This is a genomic window from Aeromonas sp. S5(2024), from assembly GCF_041403025.1.
GTDB lineage: Bacteria > Pseudomonadota > Gammaproteobacteria > Enterobacterales > Aeromonadaceae > Aeromonas > Aeromonas hydrophila.
The window spans coordinates 272,065-288,871 of the sequence record NZ_JBGLRI010000003.1 but is presented as its reverse complement, the minus strand read 5'-3'; the positions used below and the strand labels follow the sequence as shown (position 1 = coordinate 288,871).

Genomic DNA, 16,807 nt, shown 5'->3' with positions numbered 1-16,807 from the left:
TGAGTACACAGAGTGTAACATCCCGTCAGCACAAGTCAGCTCACCCCATTCGGGGCGTCCCGTCAGTCGAAGAAATCCCGCAGATCCAGGATCTGGTAGTCCTCCAGCTGCTGCCAGGGCAGGCTCTTTGGCAGGGGCTTGAGAGTCACCTCCATCCGGTAGCTGCGATAACCGTCGAGGCTCGCCGACTCCACCACCAGCGGCAACTGCCAGCGGCTCGACCAGAGGATACGGGTGCGCTGCTTGCCCTCGCGTTTTGCATACCAGCGCGCCTGTTCGGGGGCCGCCTCATCGAGGGGAGTCATCTCCTGCAACAGGGCCGGGTTGATGAGGTGGCGGATCCGCGGCCAGTCGGGTTTGAAAGCCACCTGACCGTACTCCTCCTCCGGCACCTCCACCAGCTGGTTGTGCCAGCTGTCGGCGTAGCGCAGTTGCAGCATCCCCTGCTGGTCGCGGGTCACCCAGCGCGCCGCCATCTGGTGGGTAAAGTGCTTGTGACCTGGGGTGGCATCGTGGGTGGCGTGATAGGCGCGGGCAAGGGGCAGCGGGATGAGCCGCTGGCTCCACACCTGATCGCCAACCCGCAGCCACTTCTCCTGCCACTGGCTCTCCTTGCTGATGCCGTCGCTGCTGGTGACTCGGTCCTGATAGCGGATGCGGGCGGCCAGATCGGGGACTTCATCGGCCAGGAGGGGAAAAGCGAGGCTGCTGGCGAGCAGCCACAACGGAAGTAACAGTCGCATATGGGTGATCGCTCGAACGAGCAGAGCCCGGCACCCTGCCGGGCCCTGCCGTTTACAGGCCGAGCGCCTCCTTCAGCTTGCCGAACACCCGAGTGTTGTCCAGCGTCCCCTTGAAACGGCTGCTGCCGGCGCCGTCCGCGAACAGCATCACATCGCCGCCACCGTGGGTCTCGGAGCCGAGCTTGACCCCGCTCTCCTGCAGGTAGTCGTCCGCCATCACCTGATCGCTGGTGAGGGTGGGACGCACGTCGGGGCGGTTGGGGCCGTTGCCGAACACCAGGGTGGTGAACGGCTTGCCATCCACGTCGTTCTGGGTCGAGCCATCGCCGTTTTTGACCAGATCCAGCACCTTGTTACCCTTGGCGGAGTAGCCGTTGATGGTCATGGTGTGGTCATGGTCGGCGGTGACCACGATCAGGGTATCTTTCAAATCCACCTTGCCGAGCGCCGTCTTGACTGCGTCGTCCAGCGCCACCGCGTCGGTGAGCGAGCGCTTGGCATTGGTGCCGTGCAGGGCGTGGTCGATCCGGCCCCCTTCCACCATCAGGAAGTAACCCTGGCTGTTCTGGCTGAGCAGATCGATCGCCTTGGCGGTCATCTCGGAGAGCGACGGCTGGGTATTGGCCGCCCCCTTGGCGACGCGGTCCAGCTCGTAGTCGAGGTGGGACTTGGCGCTGAACAGCCCAAGCACCTTGCCCGAGTTGACGCCAGCCAGATCATCTTTGGTGGTGACGTAGCGATAGCCCTGAGCGGTCAGCTCGGCGGTGAGATCCCGCCCGTCGGCGCGGCCCCCCTTGTTGCTGGTGCTGTTGTAGGGCGTCCAGTGGTTGGCGCCGCCCCCCATCAGCACGTCGACCCCGTCCCCCAGCGCCTGGTTGAAGCCGGCGCCGCCTGGTACCGCCTGCTCGGCGATGGCGTAGGCGGCATCCCGATGGCAGATGTGGGAGTAGGTGGCGGCCGGGGTGGCATGGGTCAGCTCGGTGGTGGTGACGGCCCCCACCGACTTGCCCGCCGCCTTGGCCAGCTCGAGAAGGGTGGGCACCGGCTTGCCGTTGTCGCTGGTGCAGTTGTTGACGCCCTTGTTGCCGTTGGCGTCCTTGCCGGGCGCGACGGCCCTGGTGTCGCTGCTCATGGCGATCACCTCGTTGTTCATCTTGACCCCGGTGGTATAGGCCGCCATGGAGGGGGCCGAGTCGGTGGTCTGGGCATCGTTGGAGAAGGTCTTGATGCGGGCGCTGCGGGCCAGCTTCATCATCTCCAGATTGCCCTCTTCTCCCACCTTGTAGAGGCGGGTGGCGGTGAGCACGGTAGGGCCCATGCCGTCGCCGATGAACAGGATGACGTTCTTGGCATCGCTGGCCTGTGCCTGGGCCGCGCCGCCGAGGGCGGCCAGCAGGGCCGTGCTGACCAGGGTTTTATGCAGGTTCTGCTTCATGGATTGGTTGATGGCTCTTTTCATGGGAATGCTCCTTACAGCCCGGCCGCAGCCTTGACCTTGCCGAACACGGCGGTGTTGTCGAGTGAGCCGTGGAAGCTGTCCGCTCCCTGGCCGATGGCGCCGAGGAAGACGTCGGTGCCGCCGTGGGTCTCGTTGCCTATTTCGCCCACCTTGACCACCACCTCCTGGTGATAGTCGTTGGCGGAGACGGTGGCGTCGTCCAGCGGCGCCACGCTGCTGCGCGGCCCGTCCACCCGGTTGTAGCCGTTGCCAAAGCCGATGATGGTGTAGGGCATGCCATCGGCATCCTTGCTCGGCTCGCCGGTTTCGTAGTTCTTCACCAGCCCGAGCACGCCGGGGTTGTCGGCCGTGGTCTTGCCGGTACGCTTGGCATAACCATTCAGGACTAGCGTGTGGTCATGGTCGGCGGTGACCACGATCAGGGTGTTTTTCAGCTCGGGATCGGTTTTCTTCACCTCGTCGAGGGTCGCCTTGATGGCGTTGTCGAAGGCGAGGGTATCCTGCAGGGCACGCTTGGCGTTGGTGTCGTGCAGGGCGTGGTCGATGCGGCCCCCTTCCACCATCAGGAAGTAGCCCTGTTTCTGGTCTTTGAGCTGCTTGATGGCGGCCAGGGTCATCTGGGCCAGGGAAGGCTCGCTGGCGGGCCGGTCCAGGTCATATTTCATGTGGCTTGAGCCAAACAGCCCCAGCAGCGGCTTGCCCGCCTCGGCCTTGTTCAACTCCTCCAGATTGCCGGCAAACTGGTAGCCCTTGGCCTTCATCTCATCGATGAGGTTGCGGCCATCCTCGCGCTTGCCCTTGTCTGCCTTCGGCAAGAAGAAGCTGCTGCCGCCGCCAAGCACCACGTCCACCCCCTCTTTGAGGGCGCTGTTGTAACCCACGCCGCCGGGCACCAGCTGGGCGGCGATGTCGGCTTCCAGATCCCGGTTGCAGAGGTGGGCATAGGTGGCGGCCGGGGTGGCGTGAGTCACCCGGGTGGTGGTGACCACGCCGGTGCCGCGACCGGCGGCCTTGGCCAGCTCCAGCAAGGTGGTGACCGGCTTGCCGCCGCTCTTGCTGCAGTTGCTCTCCTGGGTGGCGTCGCTGTCCATGCTGATGACGCCGTTGTTGCTCTTGACCCCGGTCATGTAGGCGGACATGGAGGGGGCCGAGTCGGTCACCTGGGCGTCGTGGGAGAAGGTCTTGATGAAGGCCGTCTCCGGCAGGGTATCGATGGTGAGGCTGCCCTCTTCACCGACGCCGTAGATGCGGGCGGCGGTCAGGGTATTGAGACCCATGCCGTCGCCGAGGAAGAAGATCACGTTCTTGGCGCCGGGGGCGGGCGCACTGCTGTCGTTGTTGGAGTTGCAGCCGGCAGCCAGGGCGGCGCCGATCATCAATGCAAGTCCTGCCATCTTTCTCATTGGGGTTCGCTCCTTGTAAAACCTGAGCGCAGCCTAGAGGTCGCAGATGACACTTTTAGTGAAACGGGATGACAATCCGATGAAGGTGTTGCGTGAATGTTATGTTGTATCAATAGCTTATATTAATGCAGCCGAAGTACTGGGTACCGGTGGGCGACGGGGCCGGGTGGGGGAGAATCTGGCCGGATTGCCGGTCGGCGGCTAGAATGGCCTGTCAAATCAGGGCGTGTGCAGGTAAAATGCGCCCCCTTGCGACGCCCTGCGTCCGCCACCGCTCGCCGCTCGCACCACCGCAAGCCAGCGCCCGCAGTCCCTAGATGAGAGTAACGGATATGTCCATCAACTGGTTCCCCGGCCACATGCACAAGGCCCGCAAAGAGATTGCCGAGGTCATGCCCCAGGTCGATGTCATCATCGAGATGCTCGACGCCCGCATCCCCTTCTCCAGCGAAAACCCGCTGGTGCCCGAGCTGCGCGGCGATACTCCGGTGATCAAGGTGCTCAACAAGGCGGATCTCGCCGACCCCGAGATCACCGAGCTGTGGGTGGCCCACATGGAGCAGGAGAAGGGGATCAAGGCGTTGCCCCTGACCCAGCAGGAGCCGGAGAAGATCAAGCAGCTGCTGACCCTCTGCCACGAGATGCTGCCGGAGCGCAATCTGGAGCTGCGCGGCGTGCGCGCCATGATCATGGGCATTCCCAACGTGGGCAAATCCACCCTGATCAATACCCTGGCCGGGCGCATCATTGCCCGTACCGGCAACGAGGCGGGGGTGACCAAGTCCCAGCAGCGGATCAAGCTCGACAACAACGTCATCCTGACCGATACCCCAGGGTTCTTGTGGCCCAAGCTCAACCCGCCCTCCTGCGGCTACCGCTTGGCGATCACGGCCGCCATCAAGGACACGGTGTTTGACTACGCCGACATCGCCATGTTTGCCGCCGATTACTTCATCAAGGCCTACCCGGAGCGGATCCAGGCGCGCTATCAGCTGAGCGAGCTGCCGGAAACCGAGATCGAGCTGCTGGAGCTCATCGCCCGCCAGCGCGGCTTCATGCGCAAGGGCGGCCTGGCCGATCTGCACAAGGCGTCCGAGATCCTGGTCAACGAGTTCCGCTCAGGCTTGTTGGGCCGCATCTCGCTGGAGACCCCGGCGATGGTGAGCGTCGAGATTGTGGAAGCCGAGGCCGAGGCCGAACAGAAGGCCAAGGAGAAGGCGGAGCGGGAAGAGGAGCGTCAAGCGCGGGCGCGTCGCAAGTACGCCAAGAAGCGTCAGCGCTAACCGGCGTTGTGTCTGGTACTCACCAAGAGGCGACCCTGGGGTCGCCTCTTCGTTTTTGGGTAGATTGAACATCAATGACGGGGCGGCTTGGCCACTGCTGTGGCGTACTTTGGTGTGCGCGCTCCGCGGCCATGTTGATAGCGCCGCGCAAGAACTATGAGGATGATCGACCGGCCATGCCCTCACCAAGACCGCCAAACTACCCGTTAATCAAGGAGATGAACCGGGCTGCCGAGCAAGCGCTGAGCGGAGCCAAATGAGGTTTTATTGCCTGCACGAAAAAAACATTCCCTGCGCCAATTAACGCCGATTGACAATGGCATTGGCGGTGGCATGATGCGCTCGCATTTTGACTCTCCGCACGGTATTACCCATGACTACCTACACCCGGCCAGTGCTGTTGTTGCTCTGCGGCCTGTTGCTGCTCACGCTGGCCATCGCGGTGTTGAACACCCTGGTGCCGCTCTGGCTGGCCCATGACAATCTGCCGACCTGGCAGGTGGGCATGGTCAGCTCCTCCTATTTCAGCGGCAACCTGCTGGGCACCCTGCTGGCGGGGGCGCTGATCAAGAGCTACGGGTTCAACCGCAGCTACTACCTGGCCTCCGCCCTCTTTGCCGCAGGCTGTGTCGGGCTCGGCATTACCCTTGGTTTCTGGAGCTGGCTCGGCTGGCGGTTCCTCGCCGGGATCGGCTGCGCCATGATCTGGGTGGTGGTGGAGAGCGCGCTGATGTGCAGTGGCAACGCGCGCAATCGAGGGCGCCTGCTGGCCGCCTACATGATGGTCTATTACCTGGGGACCGTGCTTGGGCAACTGCTGGTCAGCAGGCTGCCGACCGGCCTGATGGAGGTACTGCCCTGGGCGACCGGGCTGATATTGGCGGCTATCCTGCCGCTGTTGTTCACCCGCATCGTCAGTGAGCGCAATGAGCAACAAGGGAGCACCCGGGTCTGGCCGATGCTGCGGCTACGACAGGCGCGGCTCGGGGTCGATGGCTGCATCATCTCCGGCATGGTATTGGGGTCGCTGTACGGCCTGATGCCGCTTTATCTGAACCACCGCGGGGTGAGCGATGCCGGCATTGGCTACTGGATGGCGGTGATGGTGAGCGCGGGCATCCTGGGGCAGTGGCCGGTGGGCCGTCTGGCGGATCGGTTTGGCCGCTTGCCGGTGCTGCGGGTACAAGTACTGGTAGTGATCCTGGGGTGCGGGGCCATGCTCGGCGGCGTGGCGATGGGCCCGGCGCTGTTTGTGCTGGGCGCCGCCGGCTTTACCCTCTATCCGGTAGCCATGGCGTGGGCCTGCGAGAAGGTCGAGCACCATCAGCTGGTGGCGATGAACCAGGCGCTGCTGCTGAGCTACACCATCGGCAGCCTGCTGGGCCCGGCCTGTACTGCGCTGTTGATGCAGCATTACTCGGACAACCAGCTGTTCATCGTGATCGCCGGCGTGTCGTGCGTTTATCTGCTGATGTTGCTGCGCAAGCTGGGTGAACACCCGACGCCGGTGGCACACGCCTGAACGGGGCGGCAGGGCCCCAGCCTCACTTTCCGACAAGGGGGGCAAGACGGTGCTAGGGTGCCCGGTATCAATAGGGTACCCGGTATAAAGAAGAGGCGGCCCCAGGGCCGCCTTGTTGTTTGCAACGGTTGCCAGTTAGAGCTTCATGGAGAGGAGAGATTGACGAAGAGATAAACGGCTAGCCGTAGCGCTTTTTCGCCTCTTCAAACAAGGACATATGCAGCGGGATCAGCTGCTGCCAGTCACGCCGGTAGCCGCCGCCCGGCACGGCAGCGATGGGCAGCCCGTGCCGCTGCGCGCAGTCAAAGACCATGGCATCGCGCTGGCGGACCCCCTCATCGCTCAAGGCGAGATAGCCAAGCTCATCGTCCTTATGCACATCGACCCCGGCCTGATAGAGGATGAGGTCGGGGGTGTAGAGCCGCAGCGCCAGGTTGAGCGCCTCTGCCAGCGTGGTGAGATAGGCATCGTCCGCCATGCCGCTTGGCAGGGGAAAATCCATGTGGGAGGCGGGCTTGTGGCGAGGGAAGTTGTGCTCCCCGTGCAGGGAGAGGGTGATGATGTCGCGCCGCCCCTGGCACAGTGCTGCGCTGCCATCCCCTTGATGGACATCGAGATCGATGATCAATACCTGCTCGCAGCGCCCTTCGTCCAGGCACACCTGGGCGGCGATCACCAGATCGTTGAAGAGGCAAAAGCCGCTGCCAACATCCCGGTGGGCATGGTGATAACCGCCGGAGATCTGCAGGCCACAACCCTGCTCCAAGGCGTGGCGGCTGGCGGCCAGGGTGGCCCCCACCGAGCGCAGGGTGCGCTCAATCAACAGGGGCGACCAGGGAAAACCGAGCTGGCGAATGGCACCGGCATCAAGGGTGCCGGCGAGGACTGCCTCCACATAGGCGGCATCGTGCACCCGTTTGATCTGCTCAGTGGTGGCGGGGGCGGCTTCTGCCAGCGGATAGCCGAGGCTGCCGAGCCGCTCGAACAGCGCCTGGTACTTGGCCAGCGGGAAGCGATGGCGCGCTGGCAGGGTCAGGGCGGAGTAGAGGGGGTGATAGAAGATACGCAGTGACATGACGGCAGGGCCTTGGCAGAGAGGCAGATATGAAAAAGGGGAGCCAGGCTCCCCTTGTCGCACGAAACGAGTGCTCGCGCGCCATTACTGCTGCTGGATCACCCAGATCTGGAAGGCTTTGCGGGTCTCCGCATCGGCCTTGTTGTACCAGTTTTGTAGCTGGGTCAGGGCTTCCGGGTTGCTCTGAGCCTTGCTCGGGGCCACTTGCACCGGGGCGCTGTTGGCGGCCATGACGGCGGCGGTGGAGACGGCAACAGTGGCCGGCTGGTTGAAGGCCTTGCCCATGTTCAGCAGCTCTTGCTGATAGTCACGGGTCAGCTGGAAGCCTTCGACTTTCGGCAGCACGAACTGCTCGCTGGCGACGACCTGGTTGCTACTCTTGTCTTTCAGCGCGACTTTCTGCTCTTTGACGAACAGCTTGGCTTCAGCTTCGTTGCGCGGCTTCTTGTAGTCCAGCACCAGCTTCTGGTTGTCGGCGGCGGTGAAGTTGATCACCAGGGGCTCGGCAGTGACCAGCTTGGTCTCGCTGCGGCTGGAGTAGTTGCCTTCAAAAGCGACAACCAGTTGGTGCTTGCCAGCTTTGATAGGATAGGTACTCGTCTTGTCGAGCAGCTTGGGATTGATGGATTGGCCATCGATCAGCTGTACGACGTAGGGGTTGGTCACTTCCAATTGGGCATCGGCCAGGGCACTACCTGCCCACAACAGACCAGCCAGGGCCGGCACCAGAACAGTCAGTTTCATTTCATCTCCTTGAACAGTCGGCGAGTGCCCACTGAAAAACAGGGGCTCATTTTTACAGGTTTGCCCAAGGGCAGCAATAGGCGTTTATGGCGCCTGGGTTGCCTCTCGGCCCCGCTGTTTAAAGCGAACGCGAGCCACGGCACTGGTTCTGGCCGAGCCAATCGACCTTTGTCTTACTCAATCCGACGGCTGAAGGGGGGCAGCGCGTCGAGCAGCCCCTTGCCATAACGCTTGGTCAATAGACGTCGGTCGAGGATGGTGACCCGGCCCCTGTCCGCCTCCTTGCGGATGAGACGACCGCAGGCCTGAATGAGCTTGCGGGAGGCCTCCGGCACCGTCAGCTGCAGGAAGGGATTGCCGCCCCGCTTCTCGACCCACTCGGCGGTGGCCTCTTCCACTGGCGAGTTGGGCACCGCAAATGGCAGCTTGGTGATCACCAGGTTGGTGAGGTAGTGGCCGGGCAGATCCAGCCCTTCCGAGAAGCTGCCGGTGCCGAACAGGATGCTGGCCTGGCCGCCATCGCACTTTTGCTTGTGCAGGGTGAGCAGGGCATTGCGGGAGGCTTCGCCCTGCACCAGCAGGGAGAGCCCCTTGGCCCGCAGCCCCACCGCCACCTCGTTCATCTGCCGGTAGGAGGAGAACAGCACCAGACTCGCTTCCTTGCCTGCCAGCAGGCGGGGCAAGGCGCTGATGAGCTCCTGGGTGAAGGCGGGGGAGCTGGGCTCGTGTTCCATTTTGGGCAGATAGAGCTCGGCCTTCTGGTAATCGAAGGGGGAGCGCAGCCGCAGATAGCGGGTGCCGTCGTGCTCTTTGAGCCCCACCTGATGGCGAAAATAGCTGAACGAGGAGAGGGCGGTCAGGGTCGCCGACACCAGCACGGCGCCAAGACACCTGGACCAGAGCCACTCTTCCAGCAGATAGCCAACCTCGATGGGGGAGGCATGCAGCCAGATGTCGCCGTCATCGCTCTTGACCATCCAGCGAGCCAACGGCGTTTTGCCTTGTGCCACGTGCCGCCCCAGCATCTCCCACAGGGCGCAAAACCCCTCCAGCCGCTGCAGATAGAAGCCGCTCTCAGCCAGCAGGGGTTCGGCCTCCTTGCGGCGGATCTCGCCATCCTTCAACGCCTCGCCAATGGCGCCCTGCATTCTGTCCAGCGCCCGCAGAGCCTTCTTGCTCGCCTCCTTGAGGTTCTCCGCCAGCATCGGCAGAGGGTCTGGCAAGACGCCATCGGCGAAGCGATAGTGTTTTTCCTCATTGAACAGCCGGTCGTTGGCGGCGAGCCATTGCTCCAGCGCCTTCAGATCCGGCTGCAGAGAGGCCAGCGCATCCTGCAGCTTGAGCTGGGGATCGAGCAGGCTCTCCTTGTTGAGGATTCTGGCCAGCTTGCCGGCACCCTGCGCAAGCTTCTCCAGCCAGCGGCGCGAACCCTTGACACTGGCCGAGGCGGCGCCGTGATCGCGGGCGATGGTGGGCAGGTGGTGGGCCTCGTCCAGCACATAGATACACTCGTCCGGCGGCGGCAATATGATGCCGCCCCCCATGGTGAGGTCGGAGAGCAGCAGGGCGTGGTTGACCACCAGCACATCGGCAGCATCCATGTCGTTGCGGGCGCGGTGGAAGGGGCAGTGCTGATGATGACTGAGCGCCTTGTTGCAGGTGTGGCGGTCGGCGGCGATGCGATCCCAGCAGAGATCGGTGATGGGTTTGGGCCAGTTGTCCCGATCGCCATCCCATTTGCCGTCGGTGTAGGCCTGCCACAGCGCCTGATAGCAGCTCTTGTCGGATTCTGATGGCTTGTGCTTGCTGAGGCTGCCGAAGTCGAACTCGAAGTTGGCCACCTCGCTGCCGTTTGCGGCCTGTTCCAGCAGGTGCTCGCAGCAGTAGCGCTGGCGTCCCTTGACCAGCATGAAGCGAAACGGCAGCTCGCTGTGGCGGTGGTAGAAGGGGAGGTCCTTGTGGATCAGCTGTTCCTGCAGCGCCACGGTGGCGGTGGAGATCACCAGCTTCTTCTGGGTGAGCCGTGCCACCGGGATGGCCCCCTGGGCATAGGAGAGAGACTTGCCGATGCCGGTTCCGGCTTCGGCCACCAGGATGCGACGCTGTTTGTCATATTCCCCGGTCAGTGTCTTGGCTATCTCGGCCACCAGAAAATTCTGCTCCTTGCGCGGCACAAAACCGGGTAAGCCATCGGCAATTTGTCGATAGGTATTGCGAATGGTGGTTTTGAGACGGGTAGACAGCATGAAAAAAATGACCGTTGCACAGGGTGAAGGGGGACAGGATACCTGCAACTGGCAACCCGGGTCGAGGCATGTGGCAACGCACAGATCCGACCTCCTCTTCTTTATATAGGGCGTGGCACCGCTATTGTGTGATAAATCACCAATCTGACCGAATAATACCAGCGGTTATCACTGTAAACGTTTTCCCATGACGTGCAAACAATGTGGGATTCAGGTCACAATTTTTCCGCTATGACTATGCTTTTCGTAAAAAGTTCCAAGTTTTTTCATTGCGGATTGGAAAACCCGGTGCTAGTCTCGGCGCCATAGTGATGCAAAGTACATCGCTAACACAGGGAATAACAACGACTTAGTGTTTAATTACAGTAGGCATTGGAAACTATGAAAAAGACAATTCTGGCTATTGCTATCCCGGCTCTGTTCGCATCTGCCGCTAACGCTGCAGTGGTTTATGACAAAGACGGTACCACTTTTGACGTATACGGCCGTGTTCAGGCTAACTACTACGGTGACCACAACAAATCTGTAGCTGCTACCGATGGATCTTGGGGTTTCAGTGAAACTGGTACTCCGGAATATACTCCTGGTACCGCGGCTCATTACTCTGATGTCGATGGTGAGCTGGTTGGTTCTTCCCGTCTGGGCTGGTCCGGCAAGATTGCCCTGAACAACACCTGGTCCGGTATCGCCAAGACCGAGTGGCAAGTTTCTGCTGAAAACTCTGCCAACAAGTTTGACTCCCGCCACATCTACGTTGGTTTCGACGGCACCCAGTACGGTAAGATCATCTTCGGTCAGACTGACACCGCGTTCTACGACGTGCTGGAACCGACCGATATCTTCAACGAGTGGGGCGATGTAGGTAACTTCTATGACGGTCGTCAAGAAGGTCAGGTCATCTACTCCAACACCTACGGCGGCTTCAAAGGCAAACTGTCCTATCAAACCAATGATGACAAAGCCGTTAAAGTTACCGATGTTGGTCAAGGTATCAAAGAAAAAGCGGTGTACGGCAAAGATGTTAAGCGTAACTACGGTTATGCCGCTGCTGCTGGTTATGACTTCGACTTCGGTCTGGGTCTGAACGCAGGTTACGCTTACTCCGATCTGGAAAATACCGCAACAAACAACACTGGCGACAAGAAAGAGTGGGCACTGGGTGCGCACTACGCCATCAACGGTTTCTACTTCGCCGGTGTCTACACCCAAGCAGATCTGAGCTATGACACCACCACCGGTGGTGACAAAGACAAAGGCCGTGGCTACGAGCTGGCTGCTTCCTACAACGTTGATGCCTGGACTTTCCTGGCTGGTTACAACTTCACTGAAGGTAAAGTTGCTTCCAACAAAGCTGGTGCTGAGTACCAAGACATCGTTGACGAAACCCTGCTGGGCGTACAGTACGCTTTCACTTCCAAGCTGAAAGCCTACACCGAGTACAAAATCCAGGGTATCGACAAGATGGACGACGAGTGGACCGTTGCCCTGCAATACAACTTCTAATCAAGCCTCTGTGCTGATTTAGTTGATAAACGGCCAAGCTTACTTGGCCGTTTTGTTTTATCTGCTTCCCACCTGATTATCTCTGTCCCCCCTCTGTTGATCATTCTCTCCTTCTCCTGCTTGGTTTGCGCCAGTTCACGTTGTCTCTTTTCTGTACTTGGCTCCTGGTCAGCAAATCGCTAGATTATTCAGCTCGTTGCAGGATGTTCGGCAGACAGGAAAGGATGACGCTTGATTGACTTTAGTCACCCGCAGTGGCGGGAGCTGGCCCGCCAGCTGCTGGACAACCCCACCTCGGTGGTCCGCGCCCGTCAGTGGCAACCCCTGCTGGGCCTGCTCAAGGACAACCAGCTGCTGCTGGCGCTGGGCAACCACCACTATGAGCTGACACCCGCCGGCCGCCGCTACCTGACCCGTGAACTGACGCTGGCCGAGATCGCCACGGCACCACCAACCCCGGAGGAGTGGCTTCATGGGCAGGGGTGGCAGCTGGCGGAGCAGGTCAACGAGCGGGTGCTCGGCGCGCTCTATCGCAAGAGCGAGGTGAGCTTTTCCCCTAACGAGCAGATCGATTTTGAAGACAAGGGGATCCGGCTCTGCGCCGATCAGCTGCTGCGTCTGCGCGCCCCCCAGCCGTTCAGCCTCTTTTTCAGTGGCGGCACCCTGCTCGATGCCGCCCCCTGGTTGCAGGCGCTCGGCGAGGTGGTACTGCCTGAGCGTACCCTGGCCAGCCTCGGCAAGATCCTGTGGGGGGAGGGGGAGCTGCTGCGGGTGATCACCACCGACAGCGTCGGCGCCTTTGCCGAGCTGGTGCTGCCGGTGGGGACGCTGCTGGTCTGGGCTCCCGCCTCGGCGCAGCAGGCGCTGCAGCAAGTGATCGCCGCTCTGCCGCCCCAGGTGCAGTGGAGCCATCTTACCTCCCTCGACCCGAGCGGGGTGGATCGGGTGCTGACCCTGGCCCAACGGCTGGGCCGTCCGGCCAGCTGGTGGCTGCCTACCTCACTGGCTCCCATCATGTTGGCCTATGCCCTGCCGCTGACCGACTCCCGTCCCTGGGAGCCGAGCCGGATTCCCAAGCCATTGTTAGCAGTTTGTAGCGGTTTGGTTGAGTCCAATGGTGGCTTGTCTGCCGAGGTGTGCGCGTTGGCGCCGCAGTGGCATGCCATCGGTTGAGATTGCCACAGATCCGGCCGAAAAAGCGGTTTGCCCCCACTCTGCACGGTGATATAAAGAGTTGACGAAGCGCTCGCCAGATGGGCGCTTTTGTTTGCCACGTGTTTTGCGTGTCACGGACGGTGTGCCAACACGCTTTGCCAGCCAACGAACTCAACGGAATACAGGGAATACCATGTTTGAAAAGGTTGTTGCCGCCCCAGCGGATCCGATCCTGGGCCTGACCGAAGCCTTCCGTGCTGACTCTCGCAGCCACAAGATCAACCTGGGGGTCGGGATCTACAAGGATGAGACCGGTGCCACCCCCATTCTCCACTGCGTCAAGAAAGCCGAGCAGAAGCTCTTGACCGACGAGAAGACCAAGAATTACCTCGGTATCGAAGGCAATATCGAATATGGCCGCATCGTGCAGCAACTGCTGTTCGGACAAGATTCTGCGCTGGTCGCCAGCGGCCGGGCCAAGACTGCTCAGGCACCGGGCGGTACCGGTGCCCTGCGCATCGCCGCCGAGTTCGTGGTGCGCAACGGGCTGGCCAAGACTGTCTGGATCTCCGATCCCACCTGGGCCAACCACGTCAGCGTGTTCCAGGCTGCGGGTCTGACCGTCAAGTGGTACAAGTACTACGATGCGGCCAGCAAGGGCCTCGACTTTGCCGCCATGCAGGCCTCTCTGGCTGAAGTGCAGGCAGGCGAGCTGGTGCTGCTGCATGGCTGCTGCCACAACCCGACCGGTATTGACCCCACAGCCGAGCAGTGGCGCGCACTGGCCAAGCAGAGTGCTGCCGCCGGCTGGCTGCCGCTGTTTGACTTTGCCTATCAGGGCTTTGCCCGCGGTATCGAAGAGGATGCCGAAGGTCTGCGCATCTTCGCCGAGTGCCACGACGAGCTGCTGGTGGCGAGCTCCTTCTCCAAGAACTTCGGCCTTTACAACGAGCGGGTCGGCGCCTTCACCCTGGTCAGTGCGACCAAGGAGATTGCCGATGTGGCCTTTACCCAGGTCAAGACCGTCATTCGTGCCAACTACTCCAACCCGCCGTCACACGGTGCCGCCGTCGTCACTGCCGTGGTGAGCGATCCGGCCCTCTATGCCGAGTGGGTGGAAGAAGTGGCGGCCATGCGGGTGCGCATTCGCGAGATGCGTGAGCTGCTGGTGGAAAAACTGGCTGCGCGCGGCGTGAACCAGGACTTCAGCTTTATCCGCGAGCAGAACGGCATGTTCTCCTTCTCCGGTCTCTCCAAGGATCAGGTGGATCGCCTCAAGAGCGAGTTTGCCATCTACATCGTCGGCTCGGGCCGGATCAGCGTGGCCGGTATCACCCGTGCCAACATAGATCCGCTGTGCGATGCGATCGCCAAGGTGTTGTAAGCACCCCCGCTGACATCCGTTCAGTAAAAAGCCCGCCAGGGAAACCCGGCGGGCTTTCTCGTTTTTGCTCATAGCCGCATCATGATGCGAAAACTGCCTTGTTCACCCGTGCGAGCAGACCGGGCAGTCGGGGCGTTTGGGCAGCTTCATTTCGCGAAAGGTGCCGCCAAGGCCGTCGATCATCAGCAGGCGGCCGCTGTAACTGCGGCCCATCCCTGCCAAGAGCTTGATGGCTTCGAGCGCCTGCAGGCTGCCCACCAGACCCACCACAGGTGCCAGCACCCCTGCTTCGACGCAGGTGAGCGCCTGCTCGCCGAACAGGGCGCTGAGACAGGCGTAGCAGGGCTCCCCCTCCTGCCAGGTAAAGCTGCAGACTTGTCCTTCCAGCCGGATGGCGGCGCCGCTGACCAGCGGCACGCCGTGCTGGCGGGCCTTTTGGTTGAGCAGGTTGCGAATGGCTAGGTTGTCGGTGCAATCCAATACCAGCTGGTGGCGTGGCAATAGGGCATCAAGCAGCGCCTCGTCGGCCACGGCGGCGTGGGTCTCCACGTTGAGCCAGGGGGTGAGGGCGCGCAGGGACTGGGCGGCGGAGTCCACCTTGTAGTGGCCGATGCGCTCATCGGTGTGCAGCACCTGGCGCTGCAGGTTGGAGAGCTCCACCCGATCGAAATCGACCAGGGTGAGCTGGCCAACCCCGGCCACCGCCAGATACTGGCTGGCGGCGCAGCCGAGGCCGCCGGCGCCGATCACCAGCACATGAGCCTGCTTGAGCGCCTCCTGCCCCTCGAAGTCGAAGGATTTGAGGATGATCTGGCGGTTGTAGCGCAAGAGCTCGGCGTCGCTCAGGATCTCGCTCACAGCAGCAATCCCCCGAACGGTTCGACGGTGACCGTCTCGCCTGCCGCGACACGACCCCGCTCGCGCTCCAGGACGATGTAACAGTTGGCCCGCGACAGGGAGCTGAACACGGCGGAGTCCTGCGAGCCGGTGCTGCGTACCTCCAGGCCGTTTGGTCCCTGAGTCAGGATGCCGCGCTGGAAGTCGAGCCGGCCCGGCGCCTTCTTGAGCGGCTCTGCGGCCATGGCTGGCAGTTGAAGCGGGCGCTCGAAGTGTTGGCCCGCCAGCTTGGCCAGCGCCGGTTGCACCAGCTGATCGAAGGTGACCATGGCGGAGACCGGGTTGCCCGGCAGGCCGAAGAACCAGGCGTGGGGCAGACGACCGAAGGCAAACGGCTTGCCCGGCTTGATGGCCAGCTTCCAGAAGCCGATTTCGCCGAGCTCCTCCAGCAGCTGTTTGGTGAAGTCTGCTTCCCCCACCGAGACGCCGCCGGTGGTGATGAGGGCGTCAGCTTCGCGATCGGCTTTCAGAAAGGCGGCGCGCAGCTGGGCCGGATCGTCCGGGATGATGCCAAGGTCGAGGCAATCACAACCCATGCGATCCAGCATGGCCCGCACGCCGTAGCGGTTGGAATCGTAGATGTCGCCGTGGGCGAGCGGGGTGCCGATTGGCTTGAGCTCGTCACCGGTACTGAAGATGGCCACTTTTAGCGGCCGACGTACCGGCACGCTGGCAATGCCGAGGGAGGCCAGCAGCGGCATCTCCCGGGCGGTGAGGCGAGTACCGGCAGCGAGCACGCTGGCGCCCTCGCGGATGTCTTCGCCGCGGCGGCGAATGTTCTGGCCGGGCACCGGCGTGGTCAAAAAGGTGATCCTGTCGCCGTCGGCCTGCGTTTCTTCCTGCATCACCACCGCATCCGTCCCGGCCGGCACCGGGGCGCCAGTCATGATGCGCACGCAGTGGCCGGCGGGCCACTCACCCTGATAAGGCTGACCGGCAAAGGCCTTGCCCGCCATGATGAGGGGGGCTCCGCCGGCGAGATCGGCCAGTCGCACCGCGTAACCATCCATGGCGGAGTTGTCGAACGGAGGCACGGAGAGAGGGGAGGCGATATCCATGGCGAGTACCCGGCCAAGGGCCTCTGGCAGGGGCCGCTGTTCGCTGTCGCAGCAGCCGTCAAGCTGTGCCAGCATGCCTTGCAGGGCGTCGCTCAGGGGGAGTAGTCCGCTGGTATCAAATCCCATGTCATGACCTCATTGTGTGATGGAGGGGGAGTAGAGGGCGAATTATCCCAAAAATCCAGCTGGATGGGCAGGTTGCCGCGGGATAAAACCGACTGGCTGCACAGATAGGCAGCGACCGGAGCGAAAGGGTACCCCCGTATGGGGAGCGCCGGCGGGGTAAAATTCGCCGGATTGGCATAAAGTCAGGGAACGGGCTTGAGTTAGCTTGA

At 62.1% G+C, this 16,807-nt stretch carries 13 protein-coding genes; 5 read left to right on the top strand and 8 right to left on the bottom strand.

Features of this window, described 5'->3' with window-relative positions; all coding sequences use genetic code 11:
• Window positions 1–62: 62 nt before the first annotated feature.
• From ACB032_RS07905 to ACB032_RS07895, 3 genes are read right to left on the bottom strand one after another with little or no spacing between them, the layout of a single operon-like run.
• Window positions 63–743, bottom strand: a complete 681-nt coding sequence (locus tag ACB032_RS07905; protein ID WP_371137698.1) for a hypothetical protein — start codon at window positions 741–743, stop codon at window positions 63–65.
• Window positions 744–795: 52 nt separating this feature from the next.
• On the bottom strand, window positions 796–2,202 hold the full coding sequence (locus ACB032_RS07900; RefSeq protein ID WP_371137697.1) for an alkaline phosphatase: 1,407 nt from the start codon (window positions 2,200–2,202) through the stop codon (window positions 796–798).
• A gap of 11 nt (window positions 2,203–2,213) precedes the next feature.
• Entirely contained in the window at window positions 2,214–3,605 is a 1,392-nt protein-coding gene (locus tag ACB032_RS07895; RefSeq protein WP_219313935.1) for an alkaline phosphatase, read from the bottom strand.
• Window positions 3,606–3,937: 332 nt separating this feature from the next.
• On the opposite strand from ACB032_RS07895, the gene ylqF reads away from it, so the two are divergent.
• The gene (gene ylqF / locus ACB032_RS07890) at window positions 3,938–4,888 is read left to right on the top strand and encodes a ribosome biogenesis GTPase YlqF (protein ID WP_016351290.1); all 951 of its coding nucleotides are present in this window, start codon (window positions 3,938–3,940) and stop codon (window positions 4,886–4,888) included.
• Window positions 4,889–5,261: 373 nt separating this feature from the next.
• Window positions 5,262–6,410: an MFS transporter gene (locus tag ACB032_RS07885; protein WP_371137696.1), complete on the top strand. Its 1,149-nt coding sequence runs from the start codon at window positions 5,262–5,264 to the stop codon at window positions 6,408–6,410.
• Window positions 6,411–6,588: 178 nt separating this feature from the next.
• Here the strand turns inward: ACB032_RS07885 and ACB032_RS07880 are convergent, their stop codons facing one another.
• The 3 genes from ACB032_RS07880 to dinG all read right to left on the bottom strand — a co-directional run bounded on the left by ACB032_RS07880 (window position 6,589) and on the right by dinG (window position 10,475).
• On the bottom strand, window positions 6,589–7,485 hold the full coding sequence (locus ACB032_RS07880) for a histone deacetylase (RefSeq protein WP_371137695.1): 897 nt from the start codon (window positions 7,483–7,485) through the stop codon (window positions 6,589–6,591).
• Window positions 7,486–7,569: 84 nt separating this feature from the next.
• Window positions 7,570–8,229: a DUF2057 domain-containing protein gene (locus ACB032_RS07875; protein WP_043121838.1), complete on the bottom strand. Its 660-nt coding sequence runs from the start codon at window positions 8,227–8,229 to the stop codon at window positions 7,570–7,572.
• Between the two features lie 173 nt (window positions 8,230–8,402).
• A complete protein-coding gene (gene dinG, locus ACB032_RS07870) occupies window positions 8,403–10,475 on the bottom strand; it encodes an ATP-dependent DNA helicase DinG (protein ID WP_371137694.1) in 2,073 nt (690 codons plus the stop codon).
• A 381-nt stretch (window positions 10,476–10,856) separates the two neighbouring features.
• Between dinG and ACB032_RS07865 the strand changes: the two genes are divergently transcribed.
• The 3 genes from ACB032_RS07865 (at window position 10,857) to ACB032_RS07855 (ending at window position 14,517) form a co-directional block, all read left to right on the top strand.
• Window positions 10,857–11,978 (top strand): porin, encoded by a 1,122-nt coding sequence (locus ACB032_RS07865; RefSeq protein ID WP_017409876.1) that lies wholly within the window; start codon window positions 10,857–10,859, stop codon window positions 11,976–11,978.
• 231 nt (window positions 11,979–12,209) lie between these two features.
• Complete coding sequence (locus tag ACB032_RS07860; protein ID WP_371137693.1) at window positions 12,210–13,151, top strand: hypothetical protein; 942 nt, start codon at window positions 12,210–12,212, stop codon at window positions 13,149–13,151.
• 175 nt (window positions 13,152–13,326) lie between these two features.
• On the top strand, window positions 13,327–14,517 hold the full coding sequence (locus ACB032_RS07855) for an amino acid aminotransferase (protein ID WP_371137692.1): 1,191 nt from the start codon (window positions 13,327–13,329) through the stop codon (window positions 14,515–14,517).
• A 102-nt stretch (window positions 14,518–14,619) separates the two neighbouring features.
• Here ACB032_RS07855 and moeB read toward each other — a convergent pair whose 3' ends face one another.
• A complete protein-coding gene (moeB, locus tag ACB032_RS07850) occupies window positions 14,620–15,375 on the bottom strand; it encodes a molybdopterin-synthase adenylyltransferase MoeB (RefSeq protein WP_371137691.1) in 756 nt (251 codons plus the stop codon).
• Window positions 15,372–16,598, bottom strand: coding sequence for a molybdopterin molybdotransferase MoeA (moeA, locus tag ACB032_RS07845; RefSeq protein WP_371137690.1), 1,227 nt, complete (start codon window positions 16,596–16,598; stop codon window positions 15,372–15,374). The genes moeB and moeA overlap by 4 nt, the downstream gene beginning before the upstream one ends.
• Window positions 16,599–16,807: the final 209 nt, after the last annotated feature.